A 15,922-nucleotide genomic window follows, 5' to 3' on the forward strand; every position below is an offset into this window, starting at 1 on the left:
GCTCTCTGACAAAGCCGCCTTCGGGCGGCTTTGTCGTTGTTGGAGGCTGCGTACAGCGTAGGGCGGGTGAGGCCCGCCGTGGCCAGCGTGGCGGGTTTCACCCGCCCTACTAGGATGCACGCCGCGGAGTAGGGCGTACTCGCCGAAGGCAGTACGCCATTGCTGCGCTAGGTGCAGGTTGCGAGGCCGAGCCTGGCATGATCCGGCGGGCTGTTCGCTGGCGCTCCTGAGAGGGTGTCTACAAAATGGCTGTACTTGGCAATACTGCGTTGAAAACGATCTCAAAATGCTCATTTACAGCACGCAAACTCCGCTTTTTCGATCGTTTTCGCCTTGTCTTGCCTGCGTTCGCCTATCTTGTAAACACCCTCTGAGCCCGCCCTACGCACTGCAATACGTCGCTGCGCATGGCGCGCCCTACCGAACCGCGTTATGGTCAGGGACCATTCAGCGGTCAATGGAGTGACAGCGCATGTCCACCCTCAAGCGTGTCTTTGGTTTCGATCACCTGCGTCCTGGCCAGGAAACGGTGATCAGTGCCGTGCTCGCCGGCCGTTCGGCGGCGGCGATCTTTCCCACCGGATCGGGCAAGTCGTTGTGCTACCAGTTGCCGGCCCTGCATCTGCCGCACCTGACCCTGGTGATCTCGCCTTTGCTGGCGCTGATGCAGGACCAGCTGGCCTTCCTGCATGCCCATGGCATTGCCGCGGCCAGCATCGATTCGGCGCAGAGCCGCGAGCAGACTGCCGAGGTGATGAATCGCGCGCGCAGCGGTGAGCTGAAGATCCTGATGATCTCGGTGGAGCGCCTGAAGAACGAGCGCTTTCGCAATTTCATCGCTCAGGTACCGATCTCGCTGTTGGTGGTCGACGAGGCGCACTGCATTTCCGAGTGGGGCCACAACTTCCGCCCCGACTACCTCAAGCTGCCCGACTATCAGCGTCAGTTCGGCATCGCTCAAGTGTTGTTGCTCACTGCCACGGCCACGCCCAAGGTGATTGCCGACATGCGCGAGAAATTCGCCATCGCCGAGGCGGACGTGGTCACCACTGGTTTCTACCGGCCCAACCTCAATCTGCTGGTCGAGCCGGTGGCAGGCTCCGCCAAGGCGCAGCGCCTGCAGCAATGGCTGGCGCCGCGGCGCGGTCAGGCCAGTATCGTCTATGTCACCCAGCAGAAGACCGCCGAGCAGGTCGCCGAGCGCCTGGCGCGAGACGGCCTGGCGGTCAGCGCCTACCACGCGGGTATGGCGCATGAGGCACGCGAGTCGATCCAGCGGCGTTTCATGGCTGGCGAGCTGGAATGCATCGTCGCCACCATCGCCTTCGGCATGGGCATCGACAAACGCGATATCCGCAACGTGGTGCACTTCGACCTGCCCAAGTCGGTGGAAAACTACAGCCAGGAGATCGGTCGCGCCGGTCGTGATGGTCAGGCTTCGGACTGCCTGGTGCTGGCCAGCCGCGACGGCCTCAGCGTGTTGGAAAACTTCGTCTATGGCGATACGCCGGAACTCGACGGGATTCGTGCCGTGCTCGATGACCTGCGGGCGGTCGGCACGGGCGGGCAGTGGGAGCTGATGCTGGGCCAGTTGTCGGAGCTGAGCAATATCCGTGCGCTGCCGCTCAAGACCCTGCTGGTGCAGCTCGAGCTACGCGGCATCATCGCGCCGCGCTATGCCTACTTCGCCGAGTATCGCTTCAAGCTGCTGCTGGAGGACGAGGCCCTGCTGGCGCAGTTCGAGGGCGAGCGGCGCCAGTTCGTCGAGGCCATTCTGGCCAGTTCGCGCCGCGCCCGCACCTGGAGCACCCTGGATTTCGACCTGCTGTATCGCGACCATGGCGCCGAGCGCGCGCGGGTGGTCAAGGCACTGGACTACTTCCAGGAAAAGGGCTGGCTGGAGCTGGAAAGCAAGCAGATGACCGAGGTCTACGCCGTACTCGATGGCGACTTCGAGGTCGAAGCATTGGCGGCCGATCTGTACGCGCACTTCCGCGCCCACGAGGCCAGCGAAATCGCCCGTATCCAGGCCATGCTCGGTTTGTTCGAGAGCCGCGAGTGCCTGAGCCGGCGCCTGGCGCTGTACTTCGGCGACGAGCACGCGCCCGAGCGCTGCGGGCATTGTTCTGTGTGTCAGGGCCGCGTAGCCAGCTTGCCGCAACCGCCCGAGCTGCCGTCATTGAATGGTCGCGATGCCCAGGCGCTGTGCGCCGCCTTCATCGAGAAGCACCTGCAGCATGCCGGCTGCAGGCCGAGCCAAGAGTGCCTGACGCGCTTTCTCTGCGGCGTGACCACGCCCTTGTTCACCAAGCTCAAGGCGCGTCAGTTGGCTGGCTTCGCTGCGCTGGAAGAGTACCCCTACGCCGAGGTGCGCGATTGGTTGACGGGCCTGTAGGAGCGAGCTCTGCTCGCGAATATTGCTGCGGCAAAGGGCTTCGCGAGCAGAGCTCGCTCCTACAAAGGTAAGTCCCATAGCCCGGATGCAATCCGGGGAATACGGGTCGCGATGCCCCGGATTGCATCCGGGCTACCTGGCCAGCTTGTGTGCACCATCGGCGCTCGGGATTCGGTGCGCGCGGCGCACCCTACGGGTTAGCGCGTTGCCCTTCGGCCAGCGTCCAGTCCACCAGCTCGCGGGACAATTGATCGCCAGCCTGGCCGAAGGCTTTCACTACTGCAGCAATCGACGTATCGCTCGCCGACTGGCTGACGCTGAAGCGGCGGCTGGCGAGGATGCGCTGATCACGGGCATCGACCAGGCGCACGTCGAGCTGGATCAGCGCCTCGGGGCGGCCGTCGCGATACTGACTGTGGAAGCTGCGCAGGTCGCTGACCAGCTCCAGATCGGCCTGCAGGCGCTGCTCTTCGTTGCTCAATGCCTGAACTCGACCGTCATCGTGAAAGGCGTCCAGCAGGCGGCCACGCAGCAGCTGCGGCGTGCGTTCGCTCCAGCGTACGCCCTGGTAGGTGTTGACCCGACCGGGCTCAGGCAGCACGACGATGCGCGTGCCGTCGAGCAGCTGGTTGCTGACCGGGCTGTTGACCCGCAACGACCAGTCGACGCGCTGAGTTTGCGCCGGCAGCGCGGCGCCTGGCAGCAGGTAGATATCCAATGGTTCGCTCTGCGGCAGGATCGAGCAGGCGCTGAGCAGGCCAGCGGCCAGCAGCAGGGACAGACGCTTCATGGTTGGAACTCCTTGATGCTGTCGTTGCGCAGCAGGTAGCCGGTGGGGTCCTGCTCCAGGCGGCGGGAGAAGCTGCGCAGGGCGCCGAGTGTATCGCGCAGTTCGCCAATCGCCGGGCCCAGCTCGCCGAGGCCCTGCATGCCGCTGTCCAGCGCACTGCGATTGCTTTCCAGCAACTGCTCGATGCTGCGGCTGCTGCGTTCCAGCGAGGCCATCAGACGCTCGGCATTGTCCAGCGCCTGACTGCCCTGGCCGTCGAGCAGGCGGTTGGCGGTGCGCATCAGTTCGGCCGCCTCGCGGGTGGCAGCGCCAGCCTGTTGCAGGGCTTCGCTCAGCTCGCCGCGTTGCTCGGCCAGGCCGGCGGTGGCCTGCTCCAGATTCTCCAGGGTGCGCGAGACGCGCTCGGCATTCTCGCGCGAAAGCATGCGGTTGGCGCGGTTGAGCAGGCGGGTGATATTGACCACCAGGTCCTCGCCATTGGCCATCAGCCGGGACAGTGGCGAACGGTCGGAGATGATGATGCCTGGCTGGCCATCCTTGCCTTCCAGTGGCGGGCTTTCCGGGCTGCCGCTGTACAGCTGGATCACCGCCAGGCCGGTGATGCCGGTGATCGACAGACGCGCGCGGGTATCCTGCTTGATCGGTGTATGGCCGACGATGCGGATGCGCGCGCGCACCGTGCGCGGGTCGTCCGGGTCGAGGCCGAGGCTGATCACGTCACCGACCTTGATCCCGCTGTACTGCACCGCGCTGCCCTGCGACAGGCCGCTGACCGCCTCGTTGAAGATCACCTCGTAATCGGTGAAGGCGCGATCGGCCCCGGCCTTGTTCAGCCACAGGGCGAACAGCAGCGCGGCGCCCACCGTGAGCACGGTGAACAGGCCGATCAGCACGTGATGGGCTCTGGGTTCCATTCATTGACTCCCTGCCGCGGTGGCGGCCTGTGCAGCCGCGCGTCCGCGCGGGCCGTGAAAATATTGCTGAATCCAGGCGTCGTCGGTGGCGGCCACCACGTCCAGGCGGTCGGCCACCAGCACCTTCTTCTGTGCCAGCACCGCGACCCGGTCGCAGATGCTGTAGAGCGTGTCCAGGTCGTGAGTGACCAGAAATACACTCAGACCCAGGCTGTCGCTGAGGGTGCGGATCAACTGGTCGAAGGCCGCCGCGCCAATCGGGTCGAGGCCGGCGGTGGGCTCGTCGAGAAACAGGATGTCCGGGTCCAGTGCCAGGGCGCGGGCCAGGGCGGCGCGCTTGACCATGCCGCCGGACAGCGAACTGGGGTATTTGTCGGCGGCGTCCTGCGGCAGGCCGGCCAGGGCGATCTTGACCCTGGCCAGGCGTTCGGCTGCCGCGCGCGACAGGCCGGCGTGTTCGATCAGCGGCAGGGCGATGTTCTCGCTGACGGTCAGCGAGGAGAACAGAGCGCCGCGCTGGTACAGCACGCCGAAGCGCCGTTCCAGTTGCGAGCGCCGCTCGGCCGGCAGGCTCAGCAGTTCCTCGCCGAACACCCGTACGGTGCCGGCATTGGGCTGGCGCAGGCCGACGATGCTGCGCAGCAGCACGGACTTGCCGGTCCCCGAGCCGCCTACCACGCCAAGTATTTCGCCGCGATATAGGTCGAAGTCCAGATGCTGATGCACCACCTGTGTGCCGAACTGGTTGCACAGGTCGCGTACCTCGATGATGGTCTCCTGGCTCACCAGCCCATCTCCATCAGGAACAACGCCGCCAGGGCGTCGAGTAGGATGACCACGAAGATCGACTGCACCACCGCCGAGGTGGTGTGCTCGCCCACCGATTGTGCGCTGCCGCTGACCTTGAAGCCTTCCAGACAGCCGATCAGGGCGATCAGGAAAGCGAAGATCGGTGCCTTGAGCAGGCCAACGAGGAAGTGCTGCAGCAGGTCGCTGTCCTGCAGGATCGACAGATACATGGTCGGCGAGATGTCCAGGCTCAGTGCACAGACCAGCGCGCCGCCGAGCATGCCGCTGAGCATGGCGATGAAGGTCAGGATCGGCAGGGCGATGAGCATCGCGAACACCCGCGGCAGCACCAGCAGCTCGACGGGGCTCAGACCGAGGGTGCGGATGGCGTCGATCTCCTCGTTGGCCTTCATCGAGCCGATCTGTGCGGTGAAGGCGCTGGCGGTGCGCCCAGCCATGAGAATCGCGGTGAGCAGCACGCCGAACTCGCGCAGGAAGGAGAACGCCACCAGGTTCACCGTGTAGATGGTGGCACCGAAGTCGGCGAGGATGGTGGCGCCGAGAAAGGCCACCACGGCACCCACCAGAAAGGTCAACAGGGCGATGATGGGCACGGCGTTGAGGCCGCACTGTTCCAGATGAGCGGTCAGCGAGGTCAGGCGCCAGCGCGCCGGGCGCAGCAGGATCGTCAGCATGCCGCTCAGGGTCAGGCCCATGAAGCCGAGCAGTTCCCGGCCTTGGCACCAGGTGCCTTCCACCGCCTCGCCGATATGTCCGAGCACTTCGCGCAGTGCCGAAGGTGTGGCGTGTTCCTGTACCTGCTGAGTGCCCGCCATGGTGTCTGCCACTGCCAGCAGCAAGGCGCGGCGCTCGGCGCTCAGGCTGTCCTGTTGCGCCAGTTGGCGCAGGCGCTCACAACCCAGCAGTTCCACCAGCAGCGCAGCGCCGGCGGTATCCAGTGCGGCCAGTTCGTCGAGGTCGATGTTTTCCCGGCCGTGCAGGCGTTCGCGCAGGGCCAGGACCTGAGGTTCGAGTCGGCTGTAATGGGCCAGCGTCCAGTCGCCACCGATGCGCAGGCCGCTGGCGGCGTCCGTGCTGCTGGTCTGGAGCGGGATCAGGTATGGCGTGGTCATGGCGACAGCTTAGCGCAGCCAGGGGCTGCCAGGCCAGTCGCGCTGTTCAGACTGTGTCGGCGGCACGGCGCATAAGCTGCTAGGTCACCCCAACGTTCGGATGACGAGCGCATGGGCTAGGGTCTGTTGCCGTTTCGCGCACGGCTTGCGTCGAAATGCCAACAGACCCCAGGCATCCGTCAGTGACGGCGCCAGTGCTTGTGGTGCTTCTTGTGTTTCTTGCCATGGTAGTGGCGGTGATGCTTGCCGCGACGGTCATCGTCATAGCTGGCATTGCCCATGTAGTTGCCCAGTGCGCCACCGGCGCCGCCACCGACTGCCGCACCGACCACGCCGCCGGTGTTGCCACCAACCTGCTGCCCGACGACGTTGCCACCGGCTGCGCCCAGCGCGCCGCCAATGGCGGCTTCAGTACGGCTGCGGCGATCCGCGCCGACCATGCTGCCGGCAGCGCCACCGAGACCGGCACCGACCGCAGCGCCAGTGTTGCCACCGACCTGCTGACCAACCATCGCACCCACTGCGCCACCTAGTGCGCCGCCCAGGCCGGCCTCGGTATTGCCGGCAAAGGCAAAACCGCCGCTAGTCAGGCCAAGGGAAAGAAGAGTTGCAGAGACTTCATGGACACCTCGATAACAGAAACCGCCAGATGGCGAGCGTTATGCCATTGACCAGCGATTTCTGTACGAGGTTCCTGGCCGCCGGTCAGCTGGTTGCGCTGCTGCCCAGCAGATTGCCGCCGCTGGCAGCCTGCAGGCGGATGGCGACGAACTTGCTGGTCGGTGTGCTGCTGCCGACGCCGGCGCTTTCCAGCGGCACCAGCGGATTGGCTTCGGGGAAGTAAGCAGCGGCCTGGCCGGCCGGGATATCGAAAGCGAGCAGGGTGAAACTGCTCACCCGGCGTTCGATGCCATCGTTCCACAACGAGCGGATGTCCACCTTCTGACCGGGCTTGAAGCCCAGGCGCAGGATGTCCGCCTCGTTGGCGAAGAGCACATCGCGCTGCCCGCGCACGCCGCGATAACGGTCGTCGAGGCCGTACACCGTGGTGTTGTACTGATCGTGCGAGCGCAGGGTCTGCAGGATCAGATCCGGCGTCTCACCGCTTTCGCGCACCTGCGGGGGCAGCAGGTCGTCGAGCAGCGCATTGGCCTTGAAATTGGCCTTGCCGGATGCCGTTTTCCACTGGCGCGCGCCGGCCGAGTTGCCGAGGTAGAAGCCGCCGGGGTGAGCGACACGCTGGTTGAAATCCTGGAAGCCGGGGATGGTGTCGGCGATCAGCTCGCGGATGCGGTCGTAATCGGCGATCAGCGCGCCCCAGTCCACCGGGTGGTTGCCCAGAGTGGCCTTGGCGATCCCGGCGACGATGGCCGGCTCCGAACGCATCTCGCTGCCGGAGAGCGGTTCGAGCTGACCGTAGGAGGCGTGGATCATGCTAAACGAATCTTCCACCGTCACCGCCTGCGGGCCGCTGGCCTGCAGGTCGATATCGGTACGGCCGAGGCACGGCAGGATCAGCGCGTCGCGGCCGACGGTGAGGTGACTGCGATTGAGCTTGGTGCTGATCTGCACGGTGAGCTCGCAGCTCTGCAGCGCCTTGTGCGTACGCGGGCTGTCCGGCGTGGCCTGGGCGAAGTTGCCGCCGAGGCCGATGAATACCTTGGCCTGGCCGTCGATCATGGCGTTGATCGCCTCGACGGTGTTGTGGCCATTCTCGCGCGGTACCTTGAACTGAAAGCGCTTTTCCAGGGCGTCTAGCAGCGTGACCGGCGGGCGGTCGTTGATGCCCATGGTGCGGTCGCCCTGCACGTTGCTGTGTCCACGTACCGGGCACAGGCCGGCGCCGGGGCGGCCGAGGTTGCCGCGCAGCAGTTGCAGGTTGACGATTTCCTGGATGGTGGCCACCGAATGGTGGTGCTGGGTGATGCCCATGGCCCAGCAGATGATGACCCGCTCGGCGCGGCGGTACATGCGCGCCGCCTGTTCGATCTCCTGCAGGCTGAGGCCGGACTGAGCCTGCAGCGCCTCCCAGCTGCAGTCGTCGAGCAGCTTCAGGTAGGCCTCGACACCATCGGTGTGCTCGGCGATGAAGGCATGGTCGAACACCGCTGCTTCACCCTTGGCCTGCGCCTCGCGCTCCCACTGCAGGAGGAACTTGGCGATGCCGCGCATGGCGGCCATGTCGCCGCCCAGGGCCGGACGGAAGAACGCGGTGTTCAGCGGCTCGGAGCCGTTGGTGAGCATCTCCAGCGCGTGTTGCGGATGCTGGAAGCGCTCCAGGCCACGCTCCTTCAGTGGGTTGAAGCAGACCACCTGGGCGCCGCGTTTGACCGCCTCGCGCAGCGGTTCGAGCATGCGCGGGTGGTTGGTGCCGGGGTTCTGGCCGAGGACGAAAATGGCGTCGGCATGCTCGAAATCGTTGAAAGTCACGCTGCCCTTGCCGATGCCCACGCTTTGGCCGAGGGCGACGCCGCTGGCCTCGTGGCACATATTCGAGCAGTCGGGGAAGTTGTTGGTGCCATAGGCGCGCACGAACAACTGGTAGAGGTATGCCGCCTCGTTGCTGGCCCGGCCGGAGGTGTAGAACTCGGCGTGATCCGGACTCGGCAGCGCCTTCAGATGCCTGGCAATCAGGGCGAAGGCTTCGGCCCAGGTGGTCTTCGTGTAGCGATCGGTGCTGGCGTCATAGCGCATTGGGTGGGTCAGGCGGCCCTGGTATTCGAGCCAGTAGTCGCTCTGCTCGCGCAGTTGGCTGACCGTGTAGCGGGCAAAAAAGGCCGGGTCCACGCGGCGTTTGGTGGCTTCCCAGTTGACCGCCTTGGCGCCGTTCTCGCAGAACTTGATGTGACCGTCCTCGGGCGAATCGCCCCAGGCGCAGCCGGGGCAGTCGAAGCCGCCGTTCTGGTTGGTCTTGAGCAGCGCGCGCAGGTTCTTGAACGGCTGCTTGCTGTCCAGCCAGAAGCGGGTCACGGCGTTCAGTGCACCCCAGCCAGCGGCTGGGCCTTTGTAGGGCTTATAGCGAGGATTGACGGGTTGCAGGCTCATGGTCGTTCTTCTTCGTCAGGCGCGGGGCTGTAGACCCGCGGCGTGCTGTGATGGGGCAGGTGGATCAGGTTGAGGCGGTGGCGCCGCGCCCACTCCACGGTCAGGGCGGTAGGGGCGGACAGGCTCACCAGGGTGCCGATGCCGGCACGTACTGCCTTGTGCAGCAGTTCCAGGCTGCAGCGACTGGTGACCAGGGCGAAGCCACCGTGAGTGTCGATACGTTCGCGGGCGATGGCGCCGATCAGCTTGTCCAGGGCGTTATGGCGACCGATGTCTTCACGGCACAGACGAATCTCACCGCTGGCATCGATGAACAGGGCGGCATGCAGCGCGCCGCTGTGGCGTGCCAGTTGTTGTTGCTCACCGATGCGCTCGCGCAGTCCGGTGAGATGTTCAAGTGGCGGTAATGCTGCGCCGGGTAGGGCGGTCAGGGCCGGTAGCGCCTGTTCCAGTGCATCCACACCGCACAGGCCACAACCACTGGTGCCAGCCATTTGCCGGCGTTGCTGCTTGAGCGCCCAGAAGGCACGGCTGCTGACCTGCAAGCGGGCTTCGCGGCTGTCACCGAGGCCGCGCAACTGGATGTCATAGATGTCGTCGATTGACTTGATCAGGTCGTTGCCAAAACTGAAGCCGACGGCAAAATCTTCCAGGTGATGGGGCGAAACCATCATCACCGCCTGGTTCAGGTCGTTGTAGCTGATCGCCAGGGCACATTCTTCGGCCAGTGCAGCGTGCTGCGCGCGACCGTCACCGAGTTCGGCGTAGGTATAGGCACTGGCAATGTGCGGCTGGGCGGCTGGCTTGGCCATCGAGGCGCGCTCTGTGACAGATTGACACAGCTAAGCCTAGGCCCATGGGCGGGGAGCGTCTAATCGTTGGCTTTGATGTGTTGATCGAGCAAATCTATCAAGCGTTCGCCAGCCACTCTCGTGCCTCTTCGAAACAGGCTTGCGCGAGCGGTGAGGCAGGGGCGCCGCGGCGCATGATCAGGCCCTGAGGTGCCAGGGTATGAGCGTCCTCGATGGGTAGCAGGCGCAGATGACCGTCGGTCGGTGCACCGTCGGCCGGTAATGGCATGACGCTGCAGCACAGCCCGGCGCTGACCGCTTGAGTCAGGTGGTGCACGGCATCGGCCTCCAGGCGTACCTGCGGGCTGAGGCCGCGAGCACGGAAGCTGTGATCGATGGACTGGCGAAAGTGCATGCCGGTGGAGAGCAGGCCCAGGGGCAAGTTGGCTAACTGCTCCCAGCGCAGGCTGCTGCTGACGAAGTGGAAGTGGCGCTGATCGTAGAGCAGGCCCATGCGTGCTTCGGCCAGTTCCAGGCTGGCGAAGTGCTCGCGGTCGAGTCGGTCGAGATAGGACAGGCCGAGGTCGAGCTGATTACGTACCAGTCCCTCCAGAATCTGATCGCTGCTCAGCGCGTGCAGCTGGAAGCGCAGCCCGGGGTGACGCTCGGCGAACAGGCTGATCAGGCGCATCGGGTCGAAACTGGCCAGCGGCACCACACCCAGACGCAGGGTGCCGACCAGATGGCCACGGCAGGCGGCTGCCTCGGCAAGCAGGCCATCCTGCGCCGCCAGCAGGCTGCGCGCCCAGGCCAGAATGCGCTCGCCTTCGGCGCTGAAACCCTCGAAACGTTGTCCGCGGCGCACCAGTTCAAGGCCCAGTTCGTCCTCCAGTTGGCGCAGGCGCATGGACAGCGTCGGCTGGGTCACGTGGCAGCGGGCGGCGGCCTGACCGAAGTGGCGGGTCTCGTCGAGGGCGATGAGAAATTTCAGCTGCTTTATGTCCATGGGGGCTCCTGGTTTGCTCGGATTCTAATGCGCGGATGCTAATCAGGGGTGTTTCCTGAACTAGACTTTGGTCTCCGGGGGCTTTGCCCGGTCCTTCACAAGGAACGAGAGGAATCGCCATGAGTCTGTTTGCCTTTGTCAAAGACGCCGGGGTCAAGCTCTGGGAGTCGCTGGTGGGGCAGGAGGCGCAGGCCGCCGAATCACTCAAGGACCACGTTACCAAGGTTGGCCTGGGCAACCCGAACATCGAGGTCAGTGTCGAAGGTGACAAGGTCATCGCCCGTGGCGAAGTGGCCAGCCAGGAAGAGAAGGAAAAGATCCTCCTGGCGCTGGGCAACGTGGCCGGTGTCGGTGAAGTCGATGACCAGATCAGCGTGACCACGCCCGCCCCCGCAGCGCGCTTCGTTACGGTGAAGAAGGGCGACACGCTGAGCGCCATTGCCAAGGCTGAATACGGCAATGCCAATGCCTACATGAAGATATTCGAGGCCAACAAGCCGATGCTCAGTCACCCGGACAAGATCTATCCGGGGCAGGTATTGCGCATTCCCGAATAAACCCGCGCTGAGGTGCTGCGGGGGCGCTTGGCCTTGCCGGCGATCATCGTCATCCGGGATCGCCGGCAAGCCGGCTCCTACAACGAGGACGTCGCAGATAGTTCCTGTACCAACTCCCGGTAGTCCTCCACTGCGGCGAACTCCTCGGTATTTTTAGGCCCGGCCTGGCTGTCTGGCTGGCGCACGGCAAGCAGATGGGCGACACCGAACCGGCCGGCGCTGCGCAGGATCGGCAAGCTGTCGTCGATGAACAGGCTGCGCGCGGGGTCGAAGTCGACGTCCTGGCGCAGGGCGAACCAGAACTGTTGATCTTCCTTGGGGAAGCCATAATCGTGAGAGCTGATCAGGCGCTCGAACCAGGGCGCCAGTTCGACACGTTCCATCTTCAGCGATAGCGAGTCGCGGTGCGCATTGGTGATCAGCACCACGCGCTTGCCGGCCTCGCGCAGGGCGCGCAGAAAGACCTCGGCATCCGCGCGCGGGGCGATCAGGTGCGCGACCTCGCGCTTGAGGTCACGGATCGACAGCCGCAGCTCGCGGCTCCAGAAGTCGGTGCAGTACCAGTTCAGCGTACCGGCATGCTGGCGAAACAGCGGCAGCAGCTCGGCCTGGGCCAGCGCCAGGCTGACGCCATGGTGCTCGGCGTAGCGCTGCGGCAGGTGGGTGAGCCAGAAGTGGTTGTCGAAGTGCAGGTCGAGCAGGGTGCCGTCCATATCCAGCAGGACGGTGTCGATCTGGTGCCAGGGCAGTGGGGGCATGGGGTCGTCTTGCGCTCGAAGGTCGTGAATCTACCGGCCTGCGTCGCGAACGTGCAATCTGCGCCGGGGATAATCGGAAAAGCCGCGGTATGATAACCCGCCAGGTCACGCTAGCAGGCCGTTGAAAACGTCGGCGAGGCAGGCAAGACAAGGCAAAAACGGCCTAAAAAGCGGAGTTTACGATTGTAAATGAGCATTTTGAGGGCGTTTTTAACGCAGTATTGCCAACGCAGGTAGTTTTCAACGACCTGCTAAGGAGTCGTTCCATGCGTCAAAAACCCACGGTTCTCGCCCGTGAAATAGTCGCCAGCAGCCGTCTGTTCCGCGTCGAGGAGCTGCAGCTGCGTTTTTCCAATGGCGTCGAGCGGACCTACGAGCGTCTGGTGGGCAAGGGCGTCGGCTATGGCGCGGTGATGGTGGTGGCGATGCTCGACGCCGAGCACGCGGTGCTGATCGAGGAATACTGCGGGGGCACAGATGACTACCAGCTGTCGCTGCCCAAGGGCCTGATCGAGCCGGGTGAGGACGTATTGGTGGCAGCCAACCGCGAGCTCAAGGAAGAGGCCGGTTTCGGCGCGCACGAGTTGGAGTACATCACCGAACTGAGCCTGTCGCCCGGTTACATGAGCCAGAAGATTCAGGTGGTGCTGGCGCGCAATCTGTACGAGGAGCGCCTGCCCGGTGACGAGCCGGAGCCGATGCGGGTCGACCGCATCAGCCTGCGCGAGCTATCCAGCCTGGCCCAGCACGAACAGTTCAGCGAAGGCCGTGCGTTGGCTGCTCTTTATCTGGTGCGCGACCTGCTGACTCAGCGCGGAGAATTCAGCCTGTGAGCCACCCCCATATTCCTCAGGTGATCGAACTGGTTCGTGCGGCGGGCGCGGCGACGCTGCCGTACTGGCGCAGCGGTGTGGCAGTGACGGAGAAGGCCGATGCCTCGCCGGTGACCGCTGCCGACCTGGCTGCGCACCATATCCTGCTTGATGGCCTGCAGGCGCTGGCGCCGGAGGTGCCGGTGCTGTCGGAAGAGGCCGCCGATATCCCGCTGGCCGAGCGCGCCGCCTGGACGCACTGGTGGCTGGTCGATCCGCTCGATGGCACCAAGGAATTCATCGCCGGTTCCGAAGAGTTCACCGTCAATGTCGCCTTGATCGAGCGTGGCCGCGTGGTCTTCGGCGTGGTTGGCATTCCCGCCAGCGGGCGCTGCTATTACGGTGGGGCCGGTTTGGGCGCCTGGCGCAGCGACGTGTCGGGTGAGGAGCAGTCGATCAGTGTGCGTCTGGCGCCCGCTCAGGGCTTCACCCTGGTGGCCAGCAAGCGTCACTCCAGTGCAGCCCAAGAAACCCTGCTCGCCGGTTTGGCCGCCCGTTTTGGTGAGCCGGTGCTGGCCAATATCGGCAGCTCGCTGAAGTTCTGTCTGCTGGCCGAAGGCAATGCCGACTGCTACCCGCGGCTGGCGCCTACGTCGCAATGGGACACCGCTGCGGCGCAGGGCGTGCTGCAAGGGGCCGGTGGCGAGGTGTTGAACCTGGCTGGCGAAGTGCTGACCTACGAGGCGCGCGAAACCTTCCTCAACCCCTCGTTCCTGGCCTTGCCGGCTGCCGCCGAGTGGCGTGGAGAGTTGATCGAGCTGGCGCGGGCGCTTTAATCGTAGGGCGGGTGAAACCCGCCGTTATTGGCGGGTTGCACCCGCCCTACGGGAACGCGACAGGCTCAATCGAGCATATCGCTGTAGCGCGCGTCCTTCTTGAACACCAACGGCTGGTCGAAGCCCGGCACCTTCACTTCTTCGGTGGTGATGGAGATCGCCTGGTCGTCGATCATGTCGTTGCCGAAGTTATAGATGATGTCCAACTTGCCCTGCAGGGCAAGCTGATCGTACGCGGCAGCGGCGGCACGGGTGCTCTCGCGGCGCGCCAGGTAGGCGTCGAAGGCGGCCTGGCCGTGGCGCTTGCGCAGCATGCGCTCGGTCACGTGCGGTGCCAGCACCAGGGCGCTGGCGTTGTTGCCGCCAAAACCCTTGGAGTTGATGAAGGCCACGTCCAGCGCCTGCTCACCCACCTTGCGGTCTTCGGTGGACAGGCTCAGGTGATCCTGATGCACGTCGCCGGCGACTGCGTCGATGGTCTTCAGGCCCGGCACGATGCCGTACTTGAAGGCACCGAGGGCTGCGATCACCTGGTCGCCGCTGGCGGTGGCCAGGGAGTGGCCGACGAAGGCCTTCACTGCCGTGATAGGCCATTGCTCGATACCGAAGGCAGCCGCGACGCGGTCGAGAATCTCCGACTCGGTGACGCGGTTGGCCGGGGTGCTGGAGCCATGGGCGTGGACGAAGCTGCGGCTACGCACGGCGTCCAGGCCGAGCAGTTGCACGGCGCTGGCCACGGCCTTGGCCACGGTCAGGTAGTTGCCCGGGCCGGGGGCGGAGATGGATTTCTTGAAGCCATCGGCGTTGATGAACACATCCGGCACGGCGCCGTGGATATCGGCACCCAGCTCCAGGGCCAGTTCGTCGTCCATCAGCACCAAGAACTGGCAGGCTTCGGCCAGGGTGAAGCCGCAGTTGTCGCCGAACGGGCGGCTGGCGCGGCGGAAATCCACGTCGCTCTTGCCCTCGATCTGGCGCAGGCCTTCTTCGGTGGCCAGCGCGCCCATGGCGCCGTATCCCTCGATGCACTCCTGGTTGATCGGCGCCTCGCTGCTGCCAACGATGACCACACGCGCCTTGCCCGAGGCGATCTGCTCGATACCTTTCTGCAGGTTGTAGAGGAAGGTGGCGCAGGCGCCGGTGATGCTGCCGGTGGTGCCGACGCTGCCGAGCACGTAGGCGTTGATGAAGTCCGCCGGCATGGTGTTGAGGCCCAGGGCCAGTTGCTTGGCGGTGACGCGGCCCCCCTTGAGGCGCGACTGCATCATGCCGCCGAAGCCGTTCTCGTCGAGCTGGCTCATGATGCAGCTGGCGAACACGGCGACTTCGTCTGGTGCGACATGTTGAACGATGCGCTGCCAGTCGATGCCGACCGAACGCAGGGCGTCGGTGACGCCGACCACGGTCATGGCCAGGCCACGCGGGTGGAAGCGCGAATTGTACAGCTCGCTCGGCTCGAAGCCGGTGGGCAACTGGCCGGCGGATTTCACTGCCAGCGGGCGATAGCTGTCGACCTTGAATTCGCAACTGTCATGCAGGGTGACGCGTACTTCGTTGCCTTCGAGCTCTTCGACCGACCAGTTGGCCGGCAGTGGCTCGGGCAATTGCTTGCGCTGGGTGATGAAACTCAGGCTGGCGCCATTGGCGGGGGCGACGCTGATGCTCTTCTGCCAGTGGGCCGCGTCCGGATCCAGGTGCTGCTTTTCTAGGCGGCGCACGAGGGTGCCGGCCAGAATCTCCTTGGCGTAGCGGCTTTCGATCTCCGCCAGACTGAGTGCTTGACCGTCCTGATCGCGGTACTGGCCGTCGACCACGCGCACCAGCTTCATCATCTGCGCCAGCCCGGCCAGGGTTTCCTGGCGCGCCTGGGGTTCCAGCGACTCCTGCACGGTGCGACGGAAGCCATGGTGGAAGGAGCTGCGCCCGGCTGCGTTGTAACCCCCAAAACCCACGATCACAGGTAAGCGCGACATAAATCAAAAGCTCCTGAACAAGGCCAGCGCGACGCCAGGCCGGCGCCTCTGGGCGCGAGCGGGGTCATAGGGCGGTGGCATTTGGAAAATTTCGGCTGCCTAACCTGACGTGGATCATGACCG

14 protein-coding genes are annotated in these 15,922 nt (G+C 64.9%); 4 read left to right on the top strand and 10 right to left on the bottom strand.

The features are described from left to right. Positions 1 to 472 precede the first annotated feature (472 nt). On the top strand, positions 473 to 2,395 hold the full coding sequence (locus BLS08_RS02960; RefSeq protein WP_090335998.1) for a RecQ family ATP-dependent DNA helicase: 1,923 nt from the start codon (positions 473 to 475) through the stop codon (positions 2,393 to 2,395). Between the two features lie 190 nt (positions 2,396 to 2,585). Here the strand turns inward: BLS08_RS02960 and BLS08_RS02965 are convergent, their stop codons facing one another. The 8 genes from BLS08_RS02965 to BLS08_RS03000 form a co-directional block, all read right to left on the bottom strand. After that, positions 2,586 to 3,185, bottom strand: a complete 600-nt coding sequence (locus BLS08_RS02965; protein WP_090336000.1) for an ABC-type transport auxiliary lipoprotein family protein — start codon at positions 3,183 to 3,185, stop codon at positions 2,586 to 2,588. Beyond that, on the bottom strand, positions 3,182 to 4,099 hold the full coding sequence (locus BLS08_RS02970; protein WP_090336001.1) for an MlaD family protein: 918 nt from the start codon (positions 4,097 to 4,099) through the stop codon (positions 3,182 to 3,184). The genes BLS08_RS02965 and BLS08_RS02970 overlap by 4 nt, the downstream gene beginning before the upstream one ends. After that, complete coding sequence (locus BLS08_RS02975; RefSeq protein WP_090336003.1) at positions 4,100 to 4,885, bottom strand: ABC transporter ATP-binding protein; 786 nt, start codon at positions 4,883 to 4,885, stop codon at positions 4,100 to 4,102. After that, on the bottom strand, positions 4,882 to 6,021 hold the full coding sequence (locus BLS08_RS02980) for an MlaE family ABC transporter permease (RefSeq protein WP_003458757.1): 1,140 nt from the start codon (positions 6,019 to 6,021) through the stop codon (positions 4,882 to 4,884). The genes BLS08_RS02975 and BLS08_RS02980 overlap by 4 nt, the downstream gene beginning before the upstream one ends. A gap of 179 nt (positions 6,022 to 6,200) precedes the next feature. Then, the gene (locus tag BLS08_RS02985) at positions 6,201 to 6,611 is read right to left on the bottom strand and encodes a YMGG-like glycine zipper-containing protein (protein ID WP_055984511.1); all 411 of its coding nucleotides are present in this window, start codon (positions 6,609 to 6,611) and stop codon (positions 6,201 to 6,203) included. A 115-nt stretch (positions 6,612 to 6,726) separates the two neighbouring features. After that, positions 6,727 to 9,066 carry an FdhF/YdeP family oxidoreductase gene (locus BLS08_RS02990; RefSeq protein ID WP_003458760.1) on the bottom strand — a complete coding sequence of 780 codons (2,340 nt, stop codon included), beginning with the start codon at positions 9,064 to 9,066 and terminating at the stop codon, positions 6,727 to 6,729. Then, positions 9,063 to 9,878: a formate dehydrogenase accessory sulfurtransferase FdhD gene (fdhD, locus tag BLS08_RS02995; RefSeq protein ID WP_003458763.1), complete on the bottom strand. Its 816-nt coding sequence runs from the start codon at positions 9,876 to 9,878 to the stop codon at positions 9,063 to 9,065. Before fdhD ends, BLS08_RS02990 begins: the two co-directional genes overlap by 4 nt. A gap of 97 nt (positions 9,879 to 9,975) precedes the next feature. Beyond that, the gene (locus BLS08_RS03000) at positions 9,976 to 10,863 is read right to left on the bottom strand and encodes a LysR family transcriptional regulator (RefSeq protein ID WP_055984508.1); all 888 of its coding nucleotides are present in this window, start codon (positions 10,861 to 10,863) and stop codon (positions 9,976 to 9,978) included. Between the two features lie 119 nt (positions 10,864 to 10,982). Here BLS08_RS03000 and lysM point away from each other — a divergent pair, with 119 nt between their 5' ends. After that, positions 10,983 to 11,420 (top strand): peptidoglycan-binding protein LysM, encoded by a 438-nt coding sequence (gene lysM, locus BLS08_RS03005; protein WP_017678421.1) that lies wholly within the window; start codon positions 10,983 to 10,985, stop codon positions 11,418 to 11,420. A 77-nt stretch (positions 11,421 to 11,497) separates the two neighbouring features. Here lysM and yrfG read toward each other — a convergent pair whose 3' ends face one another. Further along, positions 11,498 to 12,178 (bottom strand): GMP/IMP nucleotidase, encoded by a 681-nt coding sequence (yrfG, locus tag BLS08_RS03010; protein WP_055984504.1) that lies wholly within the window; start codon positions 12,176 to 12,178, stop codon positions 11,498 to 11,500. Between the two features lie 266 nt (positions 12,179 to 12,444). Here yrfG and nudE point away from each other — a divergent pair, with 266 nt between their 5' ends. After that, positions 12,445 to 13,011, top strand: coding sequence for an ADP compounds hydrolase NudE (nudE, locus tag BLS08_RS03015; RefSeq protein ID WP_090336005.1), 567 nt, complete (start codon positions 12,445 to 12,447; stop codon positions 13,009 to 13,011). Beyond that, the gene (cysQ, locus tag BLS08_RS03020) at positions 13,008 to 13,826 is read left to right on the top strand and encodes a 3'(2'),5'-bisphosphate nucleotidase CysQ (RefSeq protein ID WP_090336007.1); all 819 of its coding nucleotides are present in this window, start codon (positions 13,008 to 13,010) and stop codon (positions 13,824 to 13,826) included. The genes nudE and cysQ overlap by 4 nt, the downstream gene beginning before the upstream one ends. Before the next feature lie 65 nt (positions 13,827 to 13,891). On the opposite strand, the gene BLS08_RS03025 is transcribed toward cysQ, so the two are convergent. Beyond that, complete coding sequence (locus BLS08_RS03025; protein ID WP_090336008.1) at positions 13,892 to 15,799, bottom strand: beta-ketoacyl synthase; 1,908 nt, start codon at positions 15,797 to 15,799, stop codon at positions 13,892 to 13,894. Positions 15,800 to 15,922 lie beyond the last annotated feature (123 nt).

It is taken from the genome of Ectopseudomonas chengduensis, from assembly GCF_900102635.1.
Taxonomy (GTDB): Bacteria; Pseudomonadota; Gammaproteobacteria; order Pseudomonadales; family Pseudomonadaceae; genus Aquipseudomonas; species Aquipseudomonas chengduensis.

Excerpts from the sequence above, each read along its gene's own strand:
- BLS08_RS03000 (WP_055984508.1), bottom strand. The coding sequence starts at position 10,863 with ATGGACATAAAGCAGCTGAAATTTCTCATCGCCCTCGACGAGACCCGC.
- BLS08_RS02980 (WP_003458757.1), bottom strand. The coding sequence starts at position 6,021 with ATGACCACGCCATACCTGATCCCGCTCCAGACCAGCAGCACGGACGCC.
- BLS08_RS02960 (WP_090335998.1), top strand. The coding sequence starts at position 473 with ATGTCCACCCTCAAGCGTGTCTTTGGTTTCGATCACCTGCGTCCTGGC.
- yrfG (WP_055984504.1), bottom strand. The coding sequence starts at position 12,178 with ATGCCCCCACTGCCCTGGCACCAGATCGACACCGTCCTGCTGGATATG.
- BLS08_RS03025 (WP_090336008.1), bottom strand. The coding sequence starts at position 15,799 with ATGTCGCGCTTACCTGTGATCGTGGGTTTTGGGGGTTACAACGCAGCC.
- lysM (WP_017678421.1), top strand. The coding sequence starts at position 10,983 with ATGAGTCTGTTTGCCTTTGTCAAAGACGCCGGGGTCAAGCTCTGGGAG.
- BLS08_RS02990 (WP_003458760.1), bottom strand. The coding sequence starts at position 9,066 with ATGAGCCTGCAACCCGTCAATCCTCGCTATAAGCCCTACAAAGGCCCA.
- BLS08_RS02970 (WP_090336001.1), bottom strand. The coding sequence starts at position 4,099 with ATGGAACCCAGAGCCCATCACGTGCTGATCGGCCTGTTCACCGTGCTC.
- nudE (WP_090336005.1), top strand. The coding sequence starts at position 12,445 with ATGCGTCAAAAACCCACGGTTCTCGCCCGTGAAATAGTCGCCAGCAGC.
- BLS08_RS02965 (WP_090336000.1), bottom strand. The coding sequence starts at position 3,185 with ATGAAGCGTCTGTCCCTGCTGCTGGCCGCTGGCCTGCTCAGCGCCTGC.
- fdhD (WP_003458763.1), bottom strand. The coding sequence starts at position 9,878 with ATGGCCAAGCCAGCCGCCCAGCCGCACATTGCCAGTGCCTATACCTAC.